The following is a 23,726-nucleotide window of genomic DNA, read 5'->3' as shown; positions in this document are numbered from 1 at the left end:
GGTCAGCCGTCGAAGACGTCCGTGGGGCTGTCGAAGATGCTGCTGCTCGCGGTGCCGTCGGGGATCCGTCCCCCACCGTCGGGCAGGTCGGGGGTCTCCGGGACGCCCGGCGGGCCGATCTCGTCCGGGGAGCCCGTACCCAGGGACGGCTCCGGCAGGACCGTCGAGGGCGGTTCGGCGCTCGGGGTGGTACCGCGCGGTGACGGCGCGAGGGTGCCGCCGGGCGGGCCGGCCGTAGTGGTCGCGGTGGGGCAGTCCGTGGGGCCGGGAGACGCCGCTACGGCCGCCGGGGCACCGGTCGCTCCCGGGGTGACCGTGACGGTCGGGGTCGCGCAGTCCGAGGGCGATGCCGCCGGGGCGGCGCTCGCACTGCTGCTCGGCGCCGGACGCGTGACGTCGGGCGAGATGCCCCCGGACGCGCTCTCGTGCGGTCGCGGCGAAGGGCGGGACGGCGTCGCGGAGGGGTGCGACGGCCTGGGAACCGGCGTCGGCGTCACATGCGTCGGCGGCGGTACGACATGGTCGTGGTGGGGTCCGCGATGGCCGAGGGGCCGTTCGATCCACGTGTTGTCGACGACATTGATGATCGTGATGTTGGTGATCACCTGCGGCGCCGGAGTCACCACGACCACCTCGGCGGGCCGGTACCCGGACCAGGACCGCCCGCTGTCGCCGGAGTCCCGCCCGCCCGGCACGCCCGCCTTGAGCGGGTTCCCGCAGGCGCAGCGGACGCGGGGCACGCCCCGGTCGTCGACGAGGACGGCGGTACCGGCCTGGAGGACCGACTGGAATCCGGTCACCCGCGCGTCACGGAACCCGTGGTTGGTGACCTGGGTGTCGGCGCGCAGCACGACCGAGGTCAGCCCGCGCAGATAGCCGGGGATCGCGCCCGGGGAGATCCCCTCGGCCTGCCCGAAGGCGCGGGCCTTGGCCCGGTCGGCGGTGAGATAACCGATCTGCCGCTCGACGTCGCAACTGCCGGCCCGCGCGGTCCCGCCGTACAGGCCGGGCGTGGCACCGGAGACCGCACGCGTCCGCCCGGTGGACGGAGAAGTCGACGGACGGGCGGACGGAGATGCGGTCCACGCAGGTGTCGACTGCGGCGTTCGGGTGACCCGTGGTGGGGCAGCCGGCGCGGTGGCCGTGGAGTCTGTGAAGGGGTCGGGGCCCTGTGCCGCGACGGGTTGGAGGAAGACCTCGCCGCTCGACTTCGTTTCCTTGCCGCTGTCACCGCCGCAGCCGGCGACGAGGAGCGTCGCCGAGAGGGCGCAGGCCGCGACGATGGTTCCGGTGGATGTGCGCACCGCGTTCTCCCGCCTCAAGCCGGGTGATTCGCCACTATTGTCTGCTTCACCCACTTGGGTCACGCAACCGGAGGCATGGATCGCGGAGAGTGACGGTCGACCGAGGTGTGACGATGGAGGGAGGAGTGCACGGTCGTGGGATGGTTCACCGCACCCGACTACTGGCTGAGCCGGCTGGTCTTCCAGCGGGCTCTGGCCGGTGTCTATCTGATCGCGTTCCTCACCGCGGCCCGGCAGTTCCGCGCACTGATCGGCGAGCGCGGCATGCTCCCGGTCCCCCGCTTCGTCGACCGCGTGGCCGTGGTCCTCACGATCGCCGCCCTGCTGTTGTGGCTCGGCCGGCGCCCGGTCCGCAACATGATCTCCCGCAGCCAGATCATGAACCGCTCCTTCGACCCGCTCCATCTGGTCAACACCTACGGCGCGTTCGGCAACGTCAGCCGCGTCCGCCACGAGGTGGTGATCGAGGGCACGACGGACGCCGTACCCCGCGTCGACTCCGACTGGCGGGAGTACGAGTTCAGGGGCAAGCCGGGCGATCCCCGGCACTGGCCACGCCAGTTCGCGCCGTACCACCTGCGGCTGGACTGGATGCTGTGGTTCGCGGCGCTCACCCCCGGCTATGCCGACCCGTGGTTCGGCGCCCTGGTGGAGCGCCTCCTGACCAACGACCCCGACACGCTACGGCTGTTGCGCCACTCGCCGTTCCCACCAGACGCTCCCCCGCGCTACGTCCGGGCCCGTCTCTTCCGCTACCGCTGCACATCCTGGCGGGAGTTGAGGGAGACGGGCGCGTGCTGGGAGCGGACGTTCGTGCGCGAGTATCTGCCGCCGACGCGGTTGGCGACGGCGGCTCAAAGCCCGTAGAACCGGTTGGTGACGCGGCGGCTCAGAGGCCGTAGACGCGGATGGCCGTGCCCTCGAAGACCTCCGTACGCTCGGCGTCACTGAGCTTGTCGGTCAACTCGACTGTGCTGTCGATGACTTGGCCGTAGGTCGCCGCCAGCGTGCACACCGGCCAGTCGGAGCCGAACATCAGCCGACTCGGCCCGAAAACGTCGAGCGCGGTGTCCGTGTACAGGCGCAGGCCCTCCGTGCCCCAGGTTTTCCAGTCGGCCTCCGTCACCAGGCCCGACAGTTTGCAGTACGTGTTGGGAAGCGCGGCGAGGTCACGGAGCGAGGTCGCCCAGGGTTCGAGGTGTCCCGAGGCGACGGGCGGCTTGCCCAAGTGGTCCAGGACGAAGGTGAGTTGGGGCAGCGCGGCGGCCACCTCCACGGCGGCCGGGAACTGGTGGGGCTGCACCAGCAGGTCGTAGACGAGTCCCGCGTCGGCGACGGCGGTGAGGCCTCGGAGTACGTCCGGGCGCAGCAGCCAGTTCGGGTCGGGCTCGCCCTGTACCTGGTGGCGGATGCCCTTCAGGTAGTGGCCGCCGGGGAGTTCGCGCAGGCGGGCCAGTTCGTTGGTGATGTCCGGGCCGGTGAGGTCGGTCCAGCCGACGACTCCGGCGATCAGGTCGTGCGCGTCAGCGAGGGCGAGGAACTCCGGGGTCTCCTCGACGACGGTGATCGTCTGGACGAGGACGGTCCGGTCGACGCCGGCCGCCCGGGCCTCGGGTTCGAGGTCGGTGACGGTGAAGTCGCACCGGATCGGCTGGAGTTCGGGTCCGGTGATCCAGTCCTGGTCGCGGACGGAGAGGTCCCATACGTGGTGGTGGGCGTCGACGGTCATGGCAGCTCCCATACGACGGGCAGGCCGGCCTCGGCGCCCTGGCCGGAGTAGTCGTGCGCCACGGAGAGGAGCTGCGCCATGCGGGCCTGCCAGGCCACGTTCACCGGGAGCTGGTCCAACTCGGCGAGCAGGCGGGCGTAGTCGTCGCAGTCCAGGACGTGGAAGAGGTCGGTGCCGCTGCGCCAGATCGTCCAGGAGGTGGCACCGGCGGCGCGGATCGCGGCGGTGAGTTCCTTGGGGACGTCGAGATGGGCGTTCTCGTACTCAGTGACGCGGTCGGCGCGGACCTTGGTGTGCAGGGCGACTCTCATGACGGCTCCTCCTCGGGCACCGGGGCGTCGAGGGTGAGCAGGCCCGTCTCCCGCAGCTCCTGCCAGAACGCGGCGGGCACCACGGAGGCGAACTGCTCGGCGCAGTCGCGTACTTCGTCCGCCGACCGGGCGCCGACGAGGACGCTCGCCACGGCGGGGTGGGCGGCGCAGAACGCGAGGGCGGCGGCGCGCAGCGTGATGCCGTGCCGCCCGGCGACGGCCTTCATGCGCAGGGCGCGGTCGAGCAACTCGGCGGGAGCCTGGGCGTAGTTGTACGTCGCGTCCGGCTTCGGGTCCGCCAGCAGGCCGGAGTTGAAGGCCCCGCCGATGACGACCGACCTGCCGCGTGCGACGGCGGCCGGGAGGAGGTCGCTCAGCGCGCTCTGGTCGAGCAGGGTGTAGCGGCCCGCGCACAACACCACGTCCACGTCGGTGTCCTGGACGAAGCGGGTGAGCATCCCGGCCTGGTTCATGCCCGCGCCGATCGCCCCGACGACGCCTTCCGCGCGGAGCTTCTCCAGGGCGGGATAGCCCTCGCGGAAGGCCTCTTCGGCGTGGTCGTCGGGGTCGTGGAGGTAGACGACGTCCACACGGTCGAGGCCGAGCCGCTCCAGGCTCGCGTCCAGGGTGCGGCGTATCCCGTCGGCGCTGAAGTCCCAGACACGGCGCTGCGTGGCGGGCACGGCGAAGCCGTCGGCGAGGTCGTCGCCGACCGGCGTCCCCACGGGCTCCAGGCGGCGCCCGACCTTGGTGGAGACCGTGTACTCCACGCGGGGGCGGTCGCGCAGCGCGGCGCCGAGCCGGCGCTCGGCGAGGCCGATGCCGTAGTGGGGTGCGGTGTCGAAGTAGCGGATGCCCTGCTGCCAGGCCACGTCGACGGCCCGGTGCGCCTCCTCGTCGTCGACCTCGGTGAACAGGTTGCCGAGGGGGGCGGTGCCGAGACCGAGCCCGCCGATCTCGACCCCGCTCGTGCCGAGCGTGCTCACTGACCCCCCAAGGGTGCTCACTGGCCCACCGGCCGCAGCCGCAGCCCCTGCATGCCGCCGTCCACGGCGAGTGCGGTGCCGGTGGTGGCGCCGGACAGCGGGCTCGCCAAGTAGGCGATGGCGCCCGCGACTTCGGCCGCCGACACGAGGCGGCCGGAGGGCTGGCGGGCGGCCAGGGCGGCGCGTTCGGCGGCCGGGTCGGAGGCGGAGTCGAGGAGGCGGCCGACCCAAGGGGTGTCCGCCGTACCGGGGTTGACGCAGTTCACCCGGACGCCCTCACGGACGTGGTCGGCGGCCATGGCGAGGGTGAGGGAGTACACGGCGCCCTTGGTGGCGCTGTACAGGGCGCGTTGGGGCAGTCCGGCGGTGGCCGCGATGGAGCAGGTGTTGACGATCGCCGCGTGGGACGACGCGCGCAGATGCGGGAGGGCGGCCCGGGCGACCCGGACCATGCCGATGACGTTGACGTTGAGGACGCGGAGCCACTCCTCGTCGTCGTTGTCCTCGACGGTGCCCTGCGCGCCGATGCCCGCGTTGTTGACCACCACGTCGAGTCCGCCGAGGTCGGCGACCGCCGAGGCCACGGCCTGTCGTACGGAGGCGTCGTCGGTGACGTCGGCGCGGTAGCCGAGCAGCGGCTTCTCGACGCTGCTCGGGTCCAGGTCGAGGACGGCGACCGACGCGCCGCGTTCGGCGAGGAGTTCGGCGGTGGCCCGGCCGATGCCGGAGGCGCCGCCGGTGACCAGGGCCTTGAGGCCCTCGAAGTCGGTCATGCCGCGTGTCCCTTCTGGTGGTCGAGGTCGGCGGCCCAGAAGGTGCCGCCGGGGAACGTGTAACGCGCGATGGATTCGGGCCGCATGGTGGCCGAGAACCCCGGTGCGGTGGGTGCCATGTAGTGACCTTCGCGGATCACCACCGGATCCAGGAAGTGGTCGTGCAGATGATCGACGTACTCGATGACGCGGTCGTCGGTCGTCCCGGAGACGGCGAGGTAGTCGAACATCGAGAGATGCTGGACGAGTTCGCACAGTCCGACCCCGCCCGCGTGCGGGCAGACGGGGACCCCGAACTTGGCGGCGAGCAGCAGGATCGCGAGGTTCTCGTTGACCCCGCCGACGCGGGCCGCGTCTATCTGGAGGATGTCGAGGGCGCCGGCCTGGAGCAACTGCTTGAACACGATGCGGTTCTGGACGTGTTCGCCGGTCGCGACCTTCACCGGGGCGACGGCCGCGCGGATCGTGGCGTGGCCCAACACGTCGTCGGGGCTGGTGGGTTCCTCGATCCAGTACGGGTCGAACTCGGCGAGGGCCTTGGTCCAGCGGATCGCCTCGGCCACGTCCCAGCGCTGGTTGGCGTCGATCGCCATCCGGATGTCGGGCCCGACCACCGAACGGGCCACCCGGCAACGGCGGATGTCGTCGTCGAGATCGGCGCCGACCTTCAGCTTGATCTGCCGGAACCCGTCCCGCACGGCCTGCGCGGCGAGCCGGGTGAGCTTCTCGTCGTCGTAGCCGAGCCAGCCGGCGGAGGTGGTGTAGGCGGGGAAGCCGCGCTCCGTCAGGATCTTCCTGCGGCCCTCCGCGCCCGCCCTGCCGCGCCGCAGGATGTCCAGGGCCTCGTCCGGGGTGAGCGCGTCGGTGATGTACCTGAAGTCGATCTGGCTGACGAGCCATTCGGGGTCGGCCTCGGCGAGGAGCTGCCACAGGGGTGTGCCGGCGCGCTTGGCGGTGAGGTCCCAGGCCGCGTTGATGACGGCGCCGATCGCCATGTGCATCACGCCCTTCTCGGGCCCCAGCCAGCGGAGTTGGCTGTCGCCGATCAGCTCGCGGTTCAACGACCCGGGATCCGCGCACAGTTCGTCGACCGGCCGGCCGATCACATGGTGGCGCAGCGCGTCGATCGCGGCGACCTGGACATCATTGCCCCGCCCGATGGTGAAGGAGAACCCGTGCCCCTCGTGCCCGTCGGCCGCGTCGGTGCGCAGCACGACGTACGCGGCCGAGTAGTCGGGGTCCGGGTTCATCGCGTCGGAGCCGTCGAGCTCGCGCGAGGTGGGGAAACGGATGTCGTAGGTGTCGACCGCGATGATGCGGGCGGGGGTCGGGGACACGGAGGGCCTTTCGGTCGGGTACAAGGATCCGGTGCCGTGCGGGTGCCGGAGGCCGGTGGGTCAGTCCTGGGCGCGGCCGGTCGTCACGCGGGCGATCATGAGGGCGACCAGGATGATCCCGCCGTAGATGGCCTGGATCCAGAAGGACGGGACCTGGGCGAGGGTGAGCAGGTTCTGCACGACTCCCAGGAGGAGTACGCCGGTCAGGGCGCCGAACATGGTGCCCTTGCCGCCGTCGAGGCTGATGCCGCCGATGACGGCCGCGGCCATCACGGTGAAGATCATGTTGTTGCCCTGGTTGGCGCTGATCGCGCCGACGTAGCCGGTCTGCATGATGCCGCCCACCGAGGCGAGGACGCCCGCGACGATCGACACGCCGAGCAGCATGCGGTCGACGCGGATGCCGGCCGCGCGGGCCGCCTCCTGGTTGCCGCCGATCGCGTACAGGGCGCGGCCGACGCGGTGGTACTTCAGCACGAACCCGGCGACCGCGAAGCAGACCGCCGCCAGCCACACGGACATCGGGACGTTGAGGAAGGTGCTGGTGGCGAGGGTGAAGAAGGAGTCGGGCATCCCGAACAGCGTCTTGCCCTTGGTGGCGCCGACCAGCAGTCCGCGCAGCACGATCAGCATGGCGAGGGTGACGATGAAGGCGTTGAGCTTGAACTTCACCACGAGGATGCCATTGAAGGCGCCGATGATCCCGCCGACGACGAGGACCGCGACGAGGGCGAGCGGGGCCGCCCACTCGGTGCCCCAGCCGGACTCGGCGGCCGGCAGGACCAGCAGGGCGCCGATGGCGGGCGCGATGCCCACCACCGATTCGAGCGACAGGTCGATCTTGCCGGTGATCAGGATCAGCGACTCGGCGAGGACCACCATCGCGAGCGCGGCGGAGGCGCCCAGGATGGAGATCAGGTTCCGTTCGGTGAGGAACGAGTCGTTGACGATCGAGCCCAGTATCAGAAGCACCAACAGGGCCGGTACGAGGGCGAGTTCACGGGCCCGGCGGAGCAGGACCGTGCGGGCCGAGCCGGTCCCGGTGGCGCGTGGGGCGGCGAGCGGCGGGGCCGCCTTGGTGTCAGCCATGGTCCACTCCTTCGATGGAGGCGATCAGCTCGTGGTCGCGCCAGCCCGCCGGGTGCTCGGCGACGACACGGCCGTGGAAGAGGACGAGGACGCGGTCGCAGCGCCGCAGGTCGTCGAGTTCGTCGGAGACGACGAGCACGGCGGTGCCGTCGTCGCGGGCGCTGTCCATGCGGGCGAGGAGTGACTCCTTGGACTTCACGTCGACGCCCGCGGTGGGGTTGATGAGGACCAGCAGCCTGGGGTCGGAGGCGAGCGCGCGGGCCATGACGACCTTCTGCGCGTTGCCGCCGGACAGGTCGGAGACGGGCTGTTCGGGGCCTTCGGTGTGGATGTCGAGGCGGTCGATCAGCTCGGTGGCGAAGGCCCGTTTGCGGTCGGTGCCGACGAATCCGAAGCGACCGAGCCGGCCTGGGACCGTCATGGTCGCGTTGTCCCCGATGGACATGCCGAAGACCAGCCCCTGCCCGTGCCGGTCGCGCGGCACGCACCCGACTCCGGCCTTGAGCGCGGCCTGCACATCCCCGAACGGCAGCTTCTCGCCGTCGAGTTGGGCGGTGCCGCCGGTCGGTGTGTACAGCCCGGTGAAGGACTCGGCCAGTTCGATCTTGCCGCTGCCGCTCGACCCGGCGAGTCCGACGACCTCGCCGCGCCGGACGGTCAGGTCGACGTTCTCGTACGACGCGGAGGTGAGCCCTCGCGCGTCGAGGAGGACGGGCGCCGCGTCGTCCAACTCCCGTAGCTGCACCTCCAGTTCGGCGATGGACTCCCCCGCCATGGCCTCCACCAGGGCGCGGCGAGGGAGGTCGGCGACCGGTGCGGTGGTGATCCAGCGGGCGTCGCGCAGCACGGTGACGGTCTGGCACACCTCGTACACCTCCTGGAGGTGGTGCGAGATGAACAGGAAGGTGACGCCCGACTCCTGGAGCGCCCGCATCCGGGTGAAGAGCCGCTCTATCTCCCGGTTGTCGAGCTGGGCGGTCGGTTCGTCGAGGACGATGAACCGGGCGCCGAAGCTCAACGCCCTTGCTATCTCGACCATTTGGCGGTCCTCGACCTTGAGGTCGGCGGTGCGCGCCTCGGGGTCGACGCGCACGTCCCAGGTGTCGAGGAGTTCGGCGGCCTCGGTCCGGAGCCTGCGCCAGCTGATGACTCCGCCGCGGGAGGTCGGCTGACGGTTGATGAAGAGGTTCTCGGCGACCGTCAACTCGGGCACCACGGTGGGCTTCTGGTAGACGCAGGCGACCTTGGCGCGCCAGGCGTCGCGGTCGGTGAGCGGGGGCGCCGGCTCGCCGTCGAAGCGGACCGTGCCCTCGTCGGGGGCCGCCAGGCCGGTGAGGACGGTGACGAGGGTGGACTTGCCGGCGCCGTTGCGGCCGACGAGGGCGTGGGACTCGCCCGGCAGCACGGTGAGCCGACCGTCGGCGAGGGCGACGGTCGGGCCGTACCGCTTGACGATTCCCGTCGCCTCCACCAGCGGAGTGATCAGTGGGCTGCTCATTTGACCGTGTTGCCCCAGAGCTTGGGGTCGTCCACGTTGTCCTTGGTGACCAGGGGCGCGGGCAGTTGGTCCTCCAGGATGCCGCTGGGCAGTTTGACGATCGTGGAGTCGTGGTCGGTGGGACCGGGCTTGAAGGTCTTCCCCTGCATCGCGGCCTTGATGTAGTACATGCCGTACTTGGCGTAGGCGTCGGCCGGTTGGGACACCGTGGCGTCGATCTCGCCCTTGCGGATCGCGTCGAACTCCTGCGGGATGCCGTCGTTCGAGACGATCATGATGTGCCCGGCCTGGCCGGCCTTCTTCAACAGGCCCTTGGACTTGAGGGTCTGGAGGGTGGGCGCGAGGTAGACGCCGCCCGCCTGCATGTAGATGCCCTTGATGTCCGGGTTGGCGTTGAGGAGCGTGTCGAGCTTGGAGGCCGCGGTGTCGGACTCCCACTTGGCGGGGATCTCCAGCACCTTCAGCTTCGGGTACTTCGTCTTGACGCAGTCCCTGAACGCCTCCGACCTGTCACGGCCGTTGACCGAGGCGAGGTCGCCCATGATCTGGACGACCTTGCCGCTGGTGATGTGCGCCCCGAGGTATTCGCAGGCCTTCTCGCCGTACGCCACGTTGTCGGCGCGCACGACCATCGCGACCTTGCCCTTGTCGGGCGCCACGTCGACGGCGACGACCGGCACGCCCTTGCGCTCGGCCTGGTCGAGGCCGGCTTCGATGGCGGCACTGTCCAGCGGAGCGACGACCAGGCCCTTGACGCCCTGGTTCAGCTCGTTGTTGATGTCGGTGATCTGCTGCGAGGGGTCGCTGTTGGAGTTGACCGTCTTCAGCGCCTGGACACCTTCGGACTTCGCCATCTTCGGCACATAGTCGTTGTACGACTGCCAGAACGGCGAGGTCAGCAGGGGCAGGATCACCCCCACCTTGCCGGTACCACTGCTGCCGCCGGCGCTGCTCGCGCCGGTGTCCTTGGTGCTGCCGCACGCGGTGAGCGCGAGGGTGCCGCACGCGGCGGCCGCCGTCGCGCGCACCGCCCACGCGGTCAGTCGTCTGCCTTGCCGTCCGTTCCGCACTGTGCTGCCGGCCATCTGTCGGGCTCCTCATCGAGCGTGTTCGAGCAGTTGCCGGAATATTTATCAGACCACTTCGGGGCTACAACACCCTCAGGAGCCAAAATTTCGCGGTTTCGAGCCGTAGTGGTCGGACCACATCGGTGGCTAGACTGCGCGGACCGGCGACAGGAGGAGTGGCGTGGACGAGACCCTGCCGAGCGAGACCGAACCGGAGGCCGCTCCGCCGAAGGGCACGGTGACGCAGCGCGCCATCGACTCGATCAAGGCGTTGATCGGCGAGGGCCGTCTGGAGCCGGGCCAGCGGCTGCCCACCGAGCGCGATCTCGCGGCCCAACTGGGCATCTCCCGCAGCTCGATGCGCGAGGCGATCCGCGCGCTCACGGTGCTCGGCGTCCTGGAGGCCCGGCACGGTTCGGGCATCTACGTCACGCAGTTGGAGGCCGGCGACCTGCTGGAGACCTTCGGTGTCGTCGCCGACCTCTCGCGCGGCCCGGGTCTGGTGGAGCTGCTGGAGGTCCGCCGCATCCTGGAGTCGACGGCGACCGCCCTGGCCGCCGCCCGCATCACCCCGGACCAGCTGGCCGAGGTCGAGAAGCACCTCACGGCGATGAACGCCACCGACGACCCCGAGGAGATCCTCGCCCACGACCTCGCCTTCCACCGCGAGATCGCGGCGGCGGCCGGGAACGACACCATGGCCGCGATCCTGGAGGGCCTCTCGTCCCGCACCTTCCGGGCCCGCGTCTGGCGCGGCTACCAGGAGGAGGGCGCCTTCGCCCGCACCCGCCGCGAACACGCCGCCATCCACCGGGCGTTGGTGGCCCGCGACCCCGAGGCGGCCCGCGCGGCGGCGGCCTCGCACGTCGGCGAGGTCGAGGAGTGGCTCAGGATGCAGCTGGGATCCTGACCGTCACCCGTACGGTCGGCGGTCCGACGGAAACCGCCGCGCGCCCGCCGCGCACGCCCTAGCATGACCGTCTCGCTCAGGGGGATGCGGGCAGGTTCGGGGGATGGCGATGGACGGTGCGGTGGACGTGGTCCTGTCCGTGACGAGTGCGGGGTCCGCGAACCAGCGGTCCGCCGAACTCCGGGACCTGTGGGAGTACTTGACGGACCGTCCGGCACTGCGCGGACGGGTCGCGCGGCGCACCACGGACGAGTCGGAGACGGGTCGTCTGGGCCCGCTGACCGACGCGCTGGTCGCCGCGCTCGAACCGGGCGGCGCCTTCACGGTCCTCGCCGGAGCCGTCGTGGCCTGGATCAAGTTCCGGCCGCGCACCGAGTCCGTCAGGCTCAATGTCCGCCGCCCGGACGGCAGTTGCGTGGAGATCGAGCTGAAACGGCAGCAGGCCAAGGAGTACGACGCCGTCGAGAAGTTGGTCCGGGCGGCCCTCGATCCCCCGCCCAGCACCCCTACCACCTCCCCGGACAGCGCCGAGTGAGCCCGGCATGGGCGCCCCGTCCGACCCCGTACGCCAACTGTTCCTCGGCTACGAGGGGACACGCGCGGTCGTCGTGTCCGCCTCCCCGGCCGACGGCAGCGCAGACTTCCCCCACCGCCCGTCGGTGCACCGCTCCGCCGACGCACTCGCCCGCCTCCTGGTCGAGCGGTGCGGCCTCACCCCCGACCGACTCCTGCGGCTGAAGGACCCCGGGCGCTCCACCGACGTACTCGCCCCGGTCGAGCGCCTCGCACGGGAGGCGTCGGGCGGCCTGCTCTTCTACTACGTCGGGCACGGGGTGCAGGCCTCCCGGCGCAGGGACGACTCCCTGCTCCTGGTGACCGCCGAGGCGGCCCGGTTCCCGTACGGCACCGCCTCCGTCGACGGCGCGGCGCTGCGCTTCGAACAGCTCATGAGCGCGCTGGAGCCGGTCGGTGACGCGCCCCTGATCGTCGTACTCGACTGCTGTTTCTCCGGACTCCCGCTCAGCAACGGCGAGTTCGCGGGCAGCAGGCTGCACTCACTGGCCGGACGGGCCGGCCGGCCGAGTCTGCTGCTGACCTCGGCGGACGACGACCAGCAGGCCCACGCACCCGGCGGCGCCGAGCACACCGCGTTCACCGGGGACGTCATCTCCTTTCTCCGCAACGGGAGTTCGGACGGGCATCCGCTGCTGACCGTGGGCCATCTCCTCGCCCACACCAGACGCCCCCGCCCCGAGGGCGAGGCCGCGCCCACCCCGCAGTCCGCCGCCCACAACCGCGTGGACAGCATCGTCCTCGCCCCCAACCCCGCCCGCACAACGGCCGATCCGCTGTCGGACGGGGACTGCGAAGCCTCCGACTACGGCCACACCGAGTGCCCGTATCCCGGTCTCGCGCCGTACAACTCCTCCGGCGTACAGAGCTTCTTCGGGCGTACGGCCGAGGTCGACGCCCTCGCCCGGCAGGTCGTCGAGCGGCGCGGCCGGGGGCCGTTGCTCGTCACCGGGCCCTCCGGCATCGGCAAGACGTCCCTGCTGCGAGCCGGGCTGCTGCCCGCGCTCGCCGTCGGCAAAGTCGCGCCGGAGACCGGCAGTTGGCATCAGGTCACGCTCACTCCCACGGACCGTCCGCTCCAGGCCCTGGCCCGGGCCGTCCTGGACCGCGAGGCCGGACCGGCCGACGTGGAGAACCTGACCCACCGGCTGGCGGCCGACCCCCACACGCTCGTCGAGACGCTCCGGGCCCGCGCCGAGCGGCTCACCGCGCACGAACCGCACCGCCCACCGGCCCACCACCTGCTGGTGGTCGACCAGTTGGAGGAGATGTTCCGGTACCGGGGCGACAGCGAGACAGCCGCGGAGCAGACGGAACGGGACGCCTTCGTCGCCTGCCTGATCGCCGCCTCTGTCTCCGTGACGGCCGACGGACGATCGGAATCGGAACCGACCGCGGCGAGCGTCGTGCTGTCCGTGCAGAACAGTCACCTCGGCGCGCTCCACGACTACGAGTCCCTGACACCGGCGCTGACCCTGGGCGAGGGCCTGTACGTCGTACCCCGCCTCGGCGCCCGGGAGTTGGAGGAGGTCATCACCGGTCCCGCCCGTGCGGCGGGACACGTCATCAGCGCCGAACTCCTCGCCCGGCTGCGGGCCGACGTGGCGCTGCACCGGGAGGCCCGGGCCGACTTCGACAGCGGTGTGCTGCCGCTGCTGTCGCACGCGCTGCGCGGCACCTGGGAGGCGCACCACGGCCGTACGCTCCGCACTCCGGACTACGAGCGCACCGGGGGTCTCGGCCGCTCCATCGCCCACGCCGCGGACACCTTTTACGAGAGCCTGACCGGCGACGAGGACCGCAGGACCGCACGGGAGATCCTGGTCGAACTCGTGCACTGGACGGGCGAGACGGAACAGACCGTCAAGCGGCTCCGCACGGAGGTCCTCGGCTCGTACTTCCCCGCCGACCGGCAACGCATCTTCCGCACCGTCCTCGACCTCCTGAAACAGCACCGCCTGGTCACCGAGGACGAACACCACGTCCAGCTGGTCCACCGTTCCCTGCTGATGAACTGGTCCGCGCTGGAGCAGTGGGTGGAACAACTCCACGACGGCGAACCGCTGTTGCGCCTACGACTGGAGCGGACCGCCGCCGACTGGGAGGAGCAGCGACTGGACCGACTGCTGTGGCTGGGCCCGGAGTTGGCGAGCGCCAGGGACTGGGCGAATCGCCAACAGGGCAGGATCAACAGCACAGTTCAGGCTTTCCTGACCGCCTCCGCCGACCACGAACGGCGGCGCAGGCTACGGACACGGGTGGTCTCGGCGCTGGCGGTGCTCGCCGTGCTGATCGCCTCGGGCGCCGGCTTCGGCTTCAAGGCAATACAGGCGGACCGGCAGCGGCAGCGCGAGGAATCCGTGCAGACCCTGCTCGCCGACGCCGAGTCCGCCCGTGCCATCGATCCCTCCCTGGCCGCCCAACTCGCCCTGGCCGCCTACCGGATCGAGCACACCGACCGCACCCGGGACGCCGTACTGACCGCCGCGTCCGCCCGGTCATCGGTCCAACTCACCGCGCGGGGACCGGACATCACCTCGCTGTCCTTCGACCGCTCGGGGACCCGGCTGGTCGCCGCCGGCGGCGGACGGGTCCGGCTGTGGCCCCTCGACAGCGGCGGCCCGGCCGGACCGCCCACCCAACTGCCCGGCACGAGCGGCGCGACCTTGGCCGTGTTCAGCCCCGACGGGAAGGCGCTCGCCTTCAACACGCTGGACGGGTCGACCCGGGAGGGCATGGTCAAGGCCCATGTGACAGTGCGCTCGACGGCAGGCGCGGACCGCCTCGCCGGGCAGGCCGTCACCGGCGTCCTCAACGCCCCGGTGCTGGGCATGGCGTTCCGCCCGGACGGCCGCCGACTCGCCCTGAACTTCTACCCCGGGTTCACCACGGTCCTCGACCTCACACACGGCGCCTCCCTGCCCTTCGCCTGGCCGCACACGCTCATCGCCGGGGACTCCGACCCCATCGCCTATGGCGGGGGCGGCAGTTGGACGGCGGTCGGTGCCCAGAACGGCGACGTCGTCGTCCTGGACGCGTCGGGGCCGCGCCGCGCACTGCTGAAACTCCACCGGGCCGACAGCCCGGTCAGCGCACTGGCCGTGGGCCCCGGCGGCACGCTCCTGCTCGCCGGCCACCAGAACGGAACGGTGTCCCGATGGCGGATCGCCGACGGCGGCCGAACCTCGGTCGCGCTCCCCCACCGGACGGCGTTCTCGGGCAAGGGCCCGGTGGTCGGGGTCGCCTTCACCGCCGACGGCAAGGAGTGGGTTGCCGCCCACCGCGACACGGGAGTGCGCGTCTTCGGCACGAGCGACAACCGGCTGACCGCGCGAGTGAGCACCGGCGCCCCGCTGACCACGATGGCCGTATCACCGGACGGCCGCACCGTGGCGACGGCCTCCGGCCCCCGACTCACCCTGCACCGCCTGCCCGACCCGGTAGCCCGCAGAGCGCCGGGCGGCCTGACCGCACTCGCCGTCCGCACCGACGGCGCCCTGATGGCGGGCGGCGGAAGGACCGGTCCCGTCTTCCTGTGGTCGCCGGGCCCGGACCGCTCCCTGCGCCCCATCGGCCCGCTCTCCCACGGCGGCGCCCGCCCCGGCGCACTCAACGCCCTCGCGTTCGGCGGCCGGGGCGCTGCCCTGCTGGCCGGCGGGTTCGCCTCCGGGACGGTCCTGCTCTGGAGACCGGGCGGTTCCGGCACACCGGTCGCGAGGCTCGCGACCCGGCGCGCCGAGCCGGTCGTCTCGCTGGCCCTGAGCCGGGACGGCACCCTGCTGGCCGCGGGCACGACGCACGGCCGGGTCTACCTCTGGAACCTGTCGGACTCCGGGCACATCCCCGACCCGACCGGGGTCGACGGCCATTCCGGCGCGGTGACGGGTCTCGCGTTCCTGGGCGGTACGCACCGGCTGGCCATCGGTTCGGACGACGGAGCGGTGGACGTCTGGAGCCTCGCCGACTGGACCCTGCCCGCCCTGGCGCTGAAGCTCGCGGGCACCGGTTCGAAGACCGGCCGCGCGCTGACGGCGAGCGCGGACGGGTCGGTACTGGCCGCGGCGGGAGAGCGCGGCTCGGTCACGGTCTGGAACCTGGGCGCGGGCACTTCCGCTTCGCCCACCCACCTCGACGCCGACGCCGGCTCCGGGGATGTCGTCGGCCTGGCACTCGGGCCGGGCACCCGCCCCGGTGCGCGCTTCCTCGCGGCACTCGGCGACGACGGCACCGTACGACTGTGGGGGTCGCCGCACCCGGGAGCCTGGACCGGAAAGGGGACGGTGGGAGACGGTGAGAACCGCGCCACGGCCATCGGAGCCGCGTCCATCGGGAGGACCGACCTGGTGACGGCGACGGACGACGGACGTCTTCAACGGCGGTTCCCTGACGTCGACTTGGCGGTCGCCGAGGTGTGTGCGGGCCGTGGCGCTTCCACGACCGCGCGACTGTGGCGGGACTCGTTCCCCGCCGCCCCGCCCTGCCGGGCCGGTGACGATCAGCGCCCGGCGACGACGTCGTCCACCTTGCGATAGGCGACCCGGGCGACCTCCTGGGCGACGTCCGAGTCGGCGGCGGCGCCGAAGGTCATGATCGCGAGGCTGATCACGATCCCCTTGGGATGCAGCAGGTAGACCAGGTCGGTGTTCTGCCGGAGCCCGTACGCCGACGACTCCACCCGTCCCGCCACCGTGCGCTCACCGAGCGTCGGGAACGCCAACGGGCTGAGATCACCGGTGAGATCACCCGCGACCAGACGGTGACAGTCCCGGAAGACGTCCGCCTCCAGCTCCACCTCTGTGCGCGCGTCCTCGACGCTTCGCTGCGTCAGCACCTCGTACACCAGCGACACGGGCTGGAACCGCTGCAACTTCGCGTCCACGGACGGCTGTAGCGTCGGCTTCCGGAACGCGTCCACGCGGTCCATCGCCGCGCACCCCGTCGAGCCGGAGGAGCTCGCGTCCGCCGAGGGCGGCGGTGCCGGGGAGAGGGAGAAGCCCTCCAGGTCGCCGGGGGCGAGGAGCGCGGAGGCCAGCCGCAGCGGCACCTCGGAGGTCGCCGTCGTCACGGTGCCGGAGGGCCCGGTTTCGATAGGTGCCGTGCTGGAGGTCACGGCTCCGGAAGGTGCCGTGCCGGAAGGTTTCGCTGTCGACTGTTTCACCAACGGCCGCTCCACCGGCGGGACTTGCCCACCCTGCGAGCACGCGGCCAGACCGAGTGAACCGGCCACCGCCACGCATATCAGCCCCCGGCGCATGATGTCTCCCCCGCGCCACTCCCCCGCCCGCCGGTCGTGGTCCCCGGCGGCGCCTGGCGCGATACCGGACGATACGCGCCGAAAGGGGCGCACATCACGGTTCCGCCGGATCGTGCGCGGCACACGGGCCGTGCGGGTACCATCACCGCCCGTGTGCGCGCCCGGTCGTCGGCGTGCCGCCCGCCTCAGCTCCTGCGCAGCCTGAGGGTCATCAACTCGAAGGGCCGCAGGACCAGTTGGATACGGTCACCGTCCCAACCGGGTGCGGCTTCGTCGGCCAACGGCCGCTCCAGCAGGTCCACGACCTCCACGGCGTCGAACGCGAAGCCCACCGTCAGTGTCGCACTGGCCCGTCCTCCGTGCGCCTCGTGGAAGCGGACCACGACGTCGCCGCTCCCGTCGTCGGCCAGTTTCACCGCCGTGACGACGACCGCGTCCCGGTCCACGCCCACCAGCGGCGCGACCTCCTGGCCACCCGTGACCCGCCGTTCCGGCAGGTTGATCCGCCAGCCCTCGCGCACCGCGTCGCCGATGCCCGCGCCGGGCACCAGCGCGTGCCGGAAACGGTGGACGCCCTGGTCGGTCTCGGGGTCCGGGAAGCGCGGGGCGCGGAGCAGGGAGACGCGGACCGTGGTGGTCGTCCCCTTGTCGCCGTCACCGCGGACCGTACGGGTCACATCGTGGCCGTACGTCGAGTCGTTGACGACGGCGACGCCGAAGCCGGGCTCCTCCAGGTGGACGAAGCGGTGGTTGCAGGCCTCGAACTTGGCGGCCTCCCATGAGGTGTTGGTGTGCGTGGGACGGTGGAAATGCCCGAACTGCGTCTCGGACGCGTACCGTTCGGCGTGCACGTCGAGTGGGAAGGCGAGCTTGAGGAACTTCTCGGTCTCGTGCCAGTCGACCTCGGTGTCGATGAGCAGCCGCCGCTCCCCGGGGGCGAGGGACAGCAGTTGGGTGACCTTGGACGCGCCGAAGGACCGTACGATCCGCACCGTGTTCCCGTCGGCGACGACCTCGTCCGCGTCCGTGAGATCGGTGACGGTGTTGCGGTAGAACTCGTCGACGTCCCAGGCGTCCCACATGTTCGGGAAATCCGGGTGGAGTTGGAGCAGGTTCGCGGCCCGGCCGAGGGCGACGGTCTCACGGTCCGCCTCGATGTCGTAGGCGGAGACGACGAGGCCCCGGCCGTCGATCTCGATGCGCAGCAGGCCGTTCTCCAGGACGTGTCCGCCGCCGACCCGTGTCGCGAGAGCCGTCTCGCCCTGCGCCGCCGGGGTCCGTGCGCCGCCCGCGGGGACGCCTTCGCGGGCGTGGGGCGCCGAGTTGAAGACGAGGGAGGTCGTCCCCTCCCCCGCCAGCGCGCGCTGGGCCGCGTCGATGATGCCGTTCAGTTCGGCGGCCAGCCCCTCGTAGGTCTTCCGGGCCTCGCGGTGCACCCAGGCGATGGAGGAGCCGGGCAGGATGTCGTGGAACTGGTGCAGCAGGACCGTCTTCCAGATCCGGTCCAAGTCCTCGTACGGGTAAGGGAATCCGGCCCGGACAGCCGCCGTGGCGGCCCACAGCTCGGCCTCGCGCAGCAGGTGTTCGCTGCGTCGGTTGCCTTGCTTGGTCTTGGCCTGGCTGGTGAGGGTGGCGCGGTGCAGTTCGAGGTACAACTCGCCGACCCAGACCGGGGGTTCGGGGTTCTCGGTCTCGGCCTTCTCGAAGAACTCCTTCGGGGTCTCCCAGGCCACGGTCGCCGAGCCCTCCAGGTCGCGCAGGCGGGCCGCCTTGGCGACCATCTCCCGTGTGGTGCCGCCGCCTCCGTCGCCCCAGCCGGTGGGCGCGAGGGAGTGCCGGGCGACGCCCTTGTCCTTGAAGTTGCGGGCCGCGTGGGCGATCTCGCGTCCCTGCATGGAGCAGTTGTAGGTGTCGACGGGCGGGAAGTGGGTGAAGATCCGGGTGCCGTCGATGCCCTCCCAACGGAACGTGTGGTGGGGGAACTTGTTCGTCTGCGACCACGAGATCTTCTGGGTCAGCAGCCACTTGGAGCCGGCGGCCTTGATGATCTGCGGCAGTCCGGCGGCGAAGCCGAAGGTGTCGGGCAGCCAGGCCTCCTCGTTCTCGATGCCGAACTCGTCGAGGAAGAACCGCTTCCCGTGCACGAACTGACGGGCCATCGCCTCCGAGCCCGGCATGTTGGTGTCCGACTCCACCCACATACCGCCGGCCGGCACGAAGCGCCCGTCCGCCACCGCCTTCTTGACCCGCGCCCACACCTCGGGCCGGTGCTCCTTCACCCAGGCCCACTGCTGGGCCTGGGACATGGCGAAGATGAAGTCCGGTTCGTCGTCCAACAGCGCCGTCATGTTGGACGTCGTACGGGCCACCTTGCGGACCGTCTCGCGCAGCGGCCACAGCCACGCGGAGTCGATGTGCGCGTGCCCGATGGCGCTGATGCGGTGCGCGGACGGGACGGCGGGCGCGGACAGGACGGCCGCCAGGCGTGAACGGGCGTGCTCCGCCGTGCCGTTGACGTTCTGGAGGTCAACGGCGTCGAGTGCCCTGTCGATGGCCCGCAGCAGGTCCCAGCGGCGCGCGGAGTCCACCGGCAGCTCGGCCATCAGCTCGCCGACCACCTCCAGATCGAGGACGAGCTGCCAGACGTTCTCGTCGAGGACCGCGAGATCCATGCGGGTGAGTGTGTACTGGGGCTCGCTGCCGGCGGTCTCCTTGTCGCCCAACTGGGTCGGCACGAACGGGTGGTAGTCCAGGACCACCGGGTTGGACGCGGCCTCGATGTGCAGCCGCACCTCCTCGCCGCCGGCGACGGGCGCGCCGATCCGCACCCACTGGTTGCGCGGGTTGAGGCCCTTCACGGGGGTGCCGTCGGGCCGGTATACGAGGCCCTCGCACTGGAAGCCGGGCATGTTCTCGTCGAAGCCGAGGTCGAGCAGCGCCTCGACGGTCTTCCCGGCCCACTCCTGGGGGACGGTCCCGGTGACACGGAACCAACTGGTCCCCCAGGGAGCACCCCACCGGGCACCCACCGCGATCGGTTCGGGTATGCCCGCGAGCCCCTCGGCCACCGGCACCGGCTCGTCGGGCGCGTGCCAGACGGCCACCTCCAGCGGCACGGACTCGGGGTACACGGCGGGACGGATGCGCTCTTCGAGGACGCGCTTGAGGCGGGCTTCGACCAGGCTGCGGTCGTCATGCATGTGGGGTGCTCCGTGGCTCGGTTGCGGGTGGGGACTGCGGTGTTACCAGGTGTGCGCGACGGTCACGGGGGCCGACGCTGTGTACAGCTCCCCTGTCGCGCGCACTTCGAACCACGCCTGCTGCTCGCCCTGTTCGGCCTGCTGCCCGCCGACGAAGAAGGCGCGCTGGCAGGTGCCGCCGAGGAACCGCCGGGTGCCGTCGGGGAGGAGGCGGTGGAGGGTGTAGTGGCGTACGGCGCCGAGCGCGGCGTCCCAGGCGAAGCGCAGGTCACCGACGGTGGCGGCGGTGATCCGCAGCCCCGAGGGAGCGGCGGGCGGCTGGGTATCGTTGACGTCGCGAACAGCCAGTCGGCCGAGCCGCCAGTTCACAGTGCTCCCGCTCGCATCGGCCGCGGTGAGCCGCACACCGATCGCATGCAGCGTCCCCGAAAGCCCTGTGAGCGGCACGGTCACCGTCTGCCGGCCGCGGCTGCCCGGTGTTGGCGAGCGCCTGCGCGGCGGCGAAGGCGGGCGTGGGCAGTTGGGGCAGCAGGGTTGCCGCCGCGCCGGCGAGCAAAACGGTGCGTCTGCTGGGGCGTCCGGGGTTCACGAGCTGGTGTCTCCTTGTGGGGTGGGGAGTACCTGGTCGGGAGTGACGACTTCGGTGATGCCGCGCGCGGCGAGGTGTTCCTTGTCGTCCGCGCGTGCGTCGAGGACGGTCGCCGGGCGGGCGCCGTCGGCGACGAGTCTGAAGTAGGCGTCGAACACCGGCCCGCCGGGGCCGCAGAGCGAGCGGACCGACGGATCGGCGGGCACGACGAGGGCCGTGGTGCGGACGGCGGGTTCGTAGGTGGGCTCGCGGGCCGCCTCGGCCAGCACGAGCGCGATGTCCTTGGCCTGCCGGCCGTTGGTCAACAGGCCCAGCCCGTACTCGAGTTCGGGGAAGTCGGCGAGTTCGCGGGACACGTCGTGCGAGCACCACCAGGTGATGCCCCAGAGGTCCGGGCAATCCAGGGCGTTGGCGATGGTCGCGGAGGCGAAGTCGGCCGCGTGCTCGGCCGGGACGAGCGGCTGGGGCGCGCCGACCTCCTGGAGCCAGACGGGCCGGTGCGGTGCGTCGGCCCAGGCCTTGCTCAGCTCGATCAGATACGCGGCGTGGTGCTCGGCGGGGACCGAACTGCGGCCGTGGCGTTGGCCGGTGCCGTTGAAGACCCAGGAGTGCACGGCCGTCATCGCCCCGTGGCGGGCGGCCTGGGCCGGAGTGAACGGCATGTCGTCCTGGTACCAGGTCGCGTCGTACTCGGCGTGCAGATGCGGCTTGCCGGGCGCACCCTCGGCGCAGGCCGCGAGCATCCGCGTCAGCCAGGCGTCGATCTGGTCCTCCGTCGCCCGGTCGGGGTCCGGATGCGGGCCGGCCGAGAACTGGTTGACCTCGTTGCCGAGGGTCATGCCGATGAAGTTCGGCCGGTCGGCGAGGGCGGCGGCGAGGGTGCGCAGATAGGCGGCCTGGCCGTCGAGGACGTCCGGGTCGGTGAAGAGGTTGCGCCGGTGCCAGGTCCGGGTCCAGGCGGGCAGGTAGTCGAAACTGCTCAAGTGCCCTTGCAGACCGTCCACGTTGACGTCGAGCCCGCGCTCACCGGCTGCGTCGACAAGCTGAACGAGTTGCTCCACGGCCTTCGGGCGGATCAGGGTGCGGTTGGGCTGGAAGTACGGCCACAGCGGGAAGACCCGGATGTGGTCGAGGCCCAGCTCGGCGATCGAGTCGAGGTCGGCGCGTACGGAGTCGGGGTCGAAGTCGAGCCAGTGGTGGAACCACCCTTGGCTGGGCGTGTAGTTGACGCCGAAGCGCACGGCAGAAGACATCGGGATCCTGGTTCTGTGGTGCGTACGGGATGTGTGTACGGGCGGAGTCCAACCGGCGGTCAGCCCTTCACGGCGCCTTCGCCCACGCCCCGGAAGAAGTACCGCTGGAGGCAGGCGAAGAGGGCGATCAGCGGTGCCACGGCGATGACCGTGCCGGCGGCCACCAGGCGTTCGTCGTTGGCGAAGGTGCCGTGCAGATAGTTGAGGCCGATGGTGAGTGTGAACTTGGACGGGTCGCTGAGCACGATAAGCGGCCACAGGAAGTCGTCCCAGGCGCCCATGAAGGCGAAGATCGCGACGACGGCGATCGTCCCCTTCACCGACGGCAGCGCGATCCGCAGGAACCGCTGCCACACGTTGGCGCCGTCGACGTAGGCCGCCTCCTCGATCTCGTAGGGCAGGTTGAGGAACGCATTGCGCATCAGCAGGACGTTCATCGCGCCGACGCAGCCCGGGAGGACCACCCCGATCAGGGTGTTGTTGAGGCCCAGCTCCCGCATGGTGGTGAACTGGGCGATGATGATGCCCTCCACCGGGACGAGCATCGCGAGGATGAAGACGAGGGTGGCGACGCGACGGCCGCGGTAGCGCAGCCGGGCCAGGGCGTAGCCCGCGAGGGCCGAACCGACGCAGTTCGTCACGACGTTGGCGGCGGCGACCTTCAGCGAGTTGAAGGCGTAGTCCCACACGGGGATGGTGTCGGCGACCCGTTGGTAGTTGTGCAGGGTGGGGTGCTGGGGCAGGAAGGTCGGCGGTGAGCTGTAGATGTCCTCGGTCGAGCCCTTGAGCGAGGTGGAGAGCTGCCACACGAAGGGGCCGACGGTGATGGCGAGGACGACGAGCAACAGCGTGTAGCGCAGGGCGAGTTCCCACCCCCGGATGCGACGGCCGTGCTCGTCGGTGACTCGGGGTTCGCGAACCGCCGTCTCCGGTACGGGTCTTGTGCGCTCGATGACGCTCAAGCGTCCTCCTTCCGGTCGGCCCGCAGCACGAGCAGCATCAGCGCGACGGTGACGACGAAGACGACGACCGAGAGCGCGGAGGCGTAGCCGACACGGCCGGTCAGTCCGGTGCCGGTGCGCTGGACGAGCATCACGAGGGTCGTGTCCTCGCCGGCCGGTCCGCCGCTCGGGCCCGCCATCAGGTACACCTCGGAGAACACCTTGAAGGCGGCGACCGAGGACAGCGCCCCGACGAGGACCATGGTGGAGCGGACGGCGGGCACGGTCACCGTGAAGAACCGGCGGATCGCGCCCGCGCCGTCGACCGAGGCGGCCTCGTGCAGTTCGCGCGGCACACTGGCGAGCGCGGCCAGATAAATGATCATGTAGTAGCCGAGCCCCTTCCACACCGTGACGGCCATGGCGCTCGACAGCAGTAGCCACTGATCACTGAGGAACCCGATCCGGCCGACGCCGATCGTCTCCAACAGCGAGTTGACGAGGCCGCGTTCGTCCAGCAGCCACACCCAGATCAGCCCGACCACGACGATCGACGCGACGACCGGGGTGTAGAAGGCGGACCGGAAGAAGGTGATGCCGGGGATGTTCTTCTGCACCAACAGGGCGAGCAGCAGCGGGAGTACGACGAGTGCGGGGACCACTCCGAGGATGTACAGGGTGCTGTTGCGCAGGCCGGTCCAGAACATGTCGTCGTGCCACAGCTCGCGGAAGTTGGCGAAGCCCACGAAGTGGCCGGGGATCAGCGTGCGCCGGTCCGTGAAGGAGTTGGCCACGGTGGAGCCGAAGGGATAGAGCACGAAGGCGCCGACGACGAGCAGCCCGGGAGCGGCGAACAGCCAGGGGCTGGTGGGCAGTTGGCGCCGCACGCGGGACACGTCGGCCATGGGGCCC

18 protein-coding genes and 1 pseudogene are annotated in these 23,726 nt (G+C 71.2%); 4 read left to right on the top strand and 15 right to left on the bottom strand.

Going from position 1 to position 23,726, the window contains the following annotated elements; genetic code table 11:
* Positions 1-2 precede the first annotated feature (2 nt).
* A complete protein-coding gene (locus ACIRRY_RS04190; protein ID WP_403967684.1) occupies positions 3-1,304 on the bottom strand; it encodes a DUF6777 domain-containing protein in 1,302 nt (433 codons plus the stop codon).
* A gap of 135 nt (positions 1,305-1,439) precedes the next feature.
* Between ACIRRY_RS04190 and ACIRRY_RS04185 the strand changes: the two genes are divergently transcribed.
* Positions 1,440-2,171 carry a lipase maturation factor family protein gene (locus ACIRRY_RS04185; protein ID WP_403967682.1) on the top strand — a complete coding sequence of 244 codons (732 nt, stop codon included), beginning with the start codon at positions 1,440-1,442 and terminating at the stop codon, positions 2,169-2,171.
* Between the two features lie 22 nt (positions 2,172-2,193).
* Here the strand turns inward: ACIRRY_RS04185 and ACIRRY_RS04180 are convergent, their stop codons facing one another.
* Genes ACIRRY_RS04180 through ACIRRY_RS04145 form a run of 8 tightly spaced genes read right to left on the bottom strand, consistent with a single transcriptional unit; the run spans position 2,194 to position 10,112 of the window.
* A complete protein-coding gene (locus tag ACIRRY_RS04180) occupies positions 2,194-3,033 on the bottom strand; it encodes an amidohydrolase family protein (protein WP_403967680.1) in 840 nt (279 codons plus the stop codon).
* Complete coding sequence (locus ACIRRY_RS04175; protein WP_403967678.1) at positions 3,030-3,344, bottom strand: L-rhamnose mutarotase; 315 nt, start codon at positions 3,342-3,344, stop codon at positions 3,030-3,032. The genes ACIRRY_RS04180 and ACIRRY_RS04175 overlap by 4 nt, the downstream gene beginning before the upstream one ends.
* Positions 3,341-4,330, bottom strand: coding sequence for an aldo/keto reductase (locus ACIRRY_RS04170; RefSeq protein ID WP_403967676.1), 990 nt, complete (start codon positions 4,328-4,330; stop codon positions 3,341-3,343). Before ACIRRY_RS04170 ends, ACIRRY_RS04175 begins: the two co-directional genes overlap by 4 nt.
* 17 nt (positions 4,331-4,347) lie before the next feature.
* The gene (locus tag ACIRRY_RS04165) at positions 4,348-5,103 is read right to left on the bottom strand and encodes an SDR family NAD(P)-dependent oxidoreductase (protein ID WP_403967674.1); all 756 of its coding nucleotides are present in this window, start codon (positions 5,101-5,103) and stop codon (positions 4,348-4,350) included.
* Positions 5,100-6,440: an L-fuconate dehydratase gene (locus tag ACIRRY_RS04160; protein WP_403967672.1), complete on the bottom strand. Its 1,341-nt coding sequence runs from the start codon at positions 6,438-6,440 to the stop codon at positions 5,100-5,102. Before ACIRRY_RS04160 ends, ACIRRY_RS04165 begins: the two co-directional genes overlap by 4 nt.
* Positions 6,441-6,500: 60 nt before the next feature.
* Entirely contained in the window at positions 6,501-7,529 is a 1,029-nt protein-coding gene (locus ACIRRY_RS04155) for an ABC transporter permease (protein WP_403967670.1), read from the bottom strand.
* A complete protein-coding gene (locus tag ACIRRY_RS04150; protein ID WP_403967668.1) occupies positions 7,522-9,027 on the bottom strand; it encodes a sugar ABC transporter ATP-binding protein in 1,506 nt (501 codons plus the stop codon). The genes ACIRRY_RS04155 and ACIRRY_RS04150 overlap by 8 nt, the downstream gene beginning before the upstream one ends.
* On the bottom strand, positions 9,024-10,112 hold the full coding sequence (locus tag ACIRRY_RS04145; RefSeq protein WP_403967666.1) for a sugar ABC transporter substrate-binding protein: 1,089 nt from the start codon (positions 10,110-10,112) through the stop codon (positions 9,024-9,026). The genes ACIRRY_RS04150 and ACIRRY_RS04145 overlap by 4 nt, the downstream gene beginning before the upstream one ends.
* Positions 10,113-10,275: 163 nt before the next feature.
* On the opposite strand from ACIRRY_RS04145, the gene ACIRRY_RS04140 reads away from it, so the two are divergent.
* From ACIRRY_RS04140 to ACIRRY_RS04130, 3 genes are all read left to right on the top strand, one after another.
* Entirely contained in the window at positions 10,276-11,004 is a 729-nt protein-coding gene (locus tag ACIRRY_RS04140) for a FadR/GntR family transcriptional regulator (protein WP_403967664.1), read from the top strand.
* A gap of 103 nt (positions 11,005-11,107) precedes the next feature.
* A complete protein-coding gene (locus ACIRRY_RS04135) occupies positions 11,108-11,539 on the top strand; it encodes a hypothetical protein (protein WP_403967662.1) in 432 nt (143 codons plus the stop codon).
* A 7-nt stretch (positions 11,540-11,546) separates the two neighbouring features.
* A complete protein-coding gene (locus ACIRRY_RS04130; protein WP_403967660.1) occupies positions 11,547-16,109 on the top strand; it encodes an AAA family ATPase in 4,563 nt (1,520 codons plus the stop codon).
* Here the strand turns inward: ACIRRY_RS04130 and ACIRRY_RS04125 are convergent.
* The 6 genes and pseudogenes from ACIRRY_RS04125 to ACIRRY_RS04100 all read right to left on the bottom strand — a co-directional run bounded on the left by ACIRRY_RS04125 (position 16,073) and on the right by ACIRRY_RS04100 (position 23,719).
* On the bottom strand, positions 16,073-16,687 hold the full coding sequence (locus ACIRRY_RS04125; protein WP_403967658.1) for a hypothetical protein: 615 nt from the start codon (positions 16,685-16,687) through the stop codon (positions 16,073-16,075). The genes ACIRRY_RS04130 and ACIRRY_RS04125 overlap by 37 nt on opposite strands.
* 329 nt (positions 16,688-17,016) lie before the next feature.
* Entirely contained in the window at positions 17,017-20,031 is a 3,015-nt protein-coding gene (locus ACIRRY_RS04120) for an alpha-mannosidase (protein WP_403967656.1), read from the bottom strand.
* A 42-nt stretch (positions 20,032-20,073) separates the two neighbouring features.
* Positions 20,074-20,496, bottom strand: a pseudogene (locus tag ACIRRY_RS04115) (endo-beta-N-acetylglucosaminidase); the annotation flags it as partial.
* Between the two features lie 120 nt (positions 20,497-20,616).
* On the bottom strand, positions 20,617-21,873 hold the full coding sequence (locus ACIRRY_RS04110) for a glycosyl hydrolase (protein WP_403967654.1): 1,257 nt from the start codon (positions 21,871-21,873) through the stop codon (positions 20,617-20,619).
* 59 nt (positions 21,874-21,932) lie between these two features.
* Positions 21,933-22,835: a carbohydrate ABC transporter permease gene (locus tag ACIRRY_RS04105; RefSeq protein WP_403967652.1), complete on the bottom strand. Its 903-nt coding sequence runs from the start codon at positions 22,833-22,835 to the stop codon at positions 21,933-21,935.
* The gene (locus ACIRRY_RS04100; RefSeq protein WP_403967650.1) at positions 22,832-23,719 is read right to left on the bottom strand and encodes a carbohydrate ABC transporter permease; all 888 of its coding nucleotides are present in this window, start codon (positions 23,717-23,719) and stop codon (positions 22,832-22,834) included. Before ACIRRY_RS04100 ends, ACIRRY_RS04105 begins: the two co-directional genes overlap by 4 nt.
* Positions 23,720-23,726 lie beyond the last annotated feature (7 nt).

Origin of the sequence: Streptomyces sp. NPDC101776 (assembly GCF_044766845.1) — a bacterium.
Lineage (GTDB): Bacteria > Actinomycetota > Actinomycetes > Streptomycetales > Streptomycetaceae > Streptomyces.
Note: the sequence above shows the minus strand (reverse complement) of the source record. Positions and strands in the feature narration are given on the sequence as shown.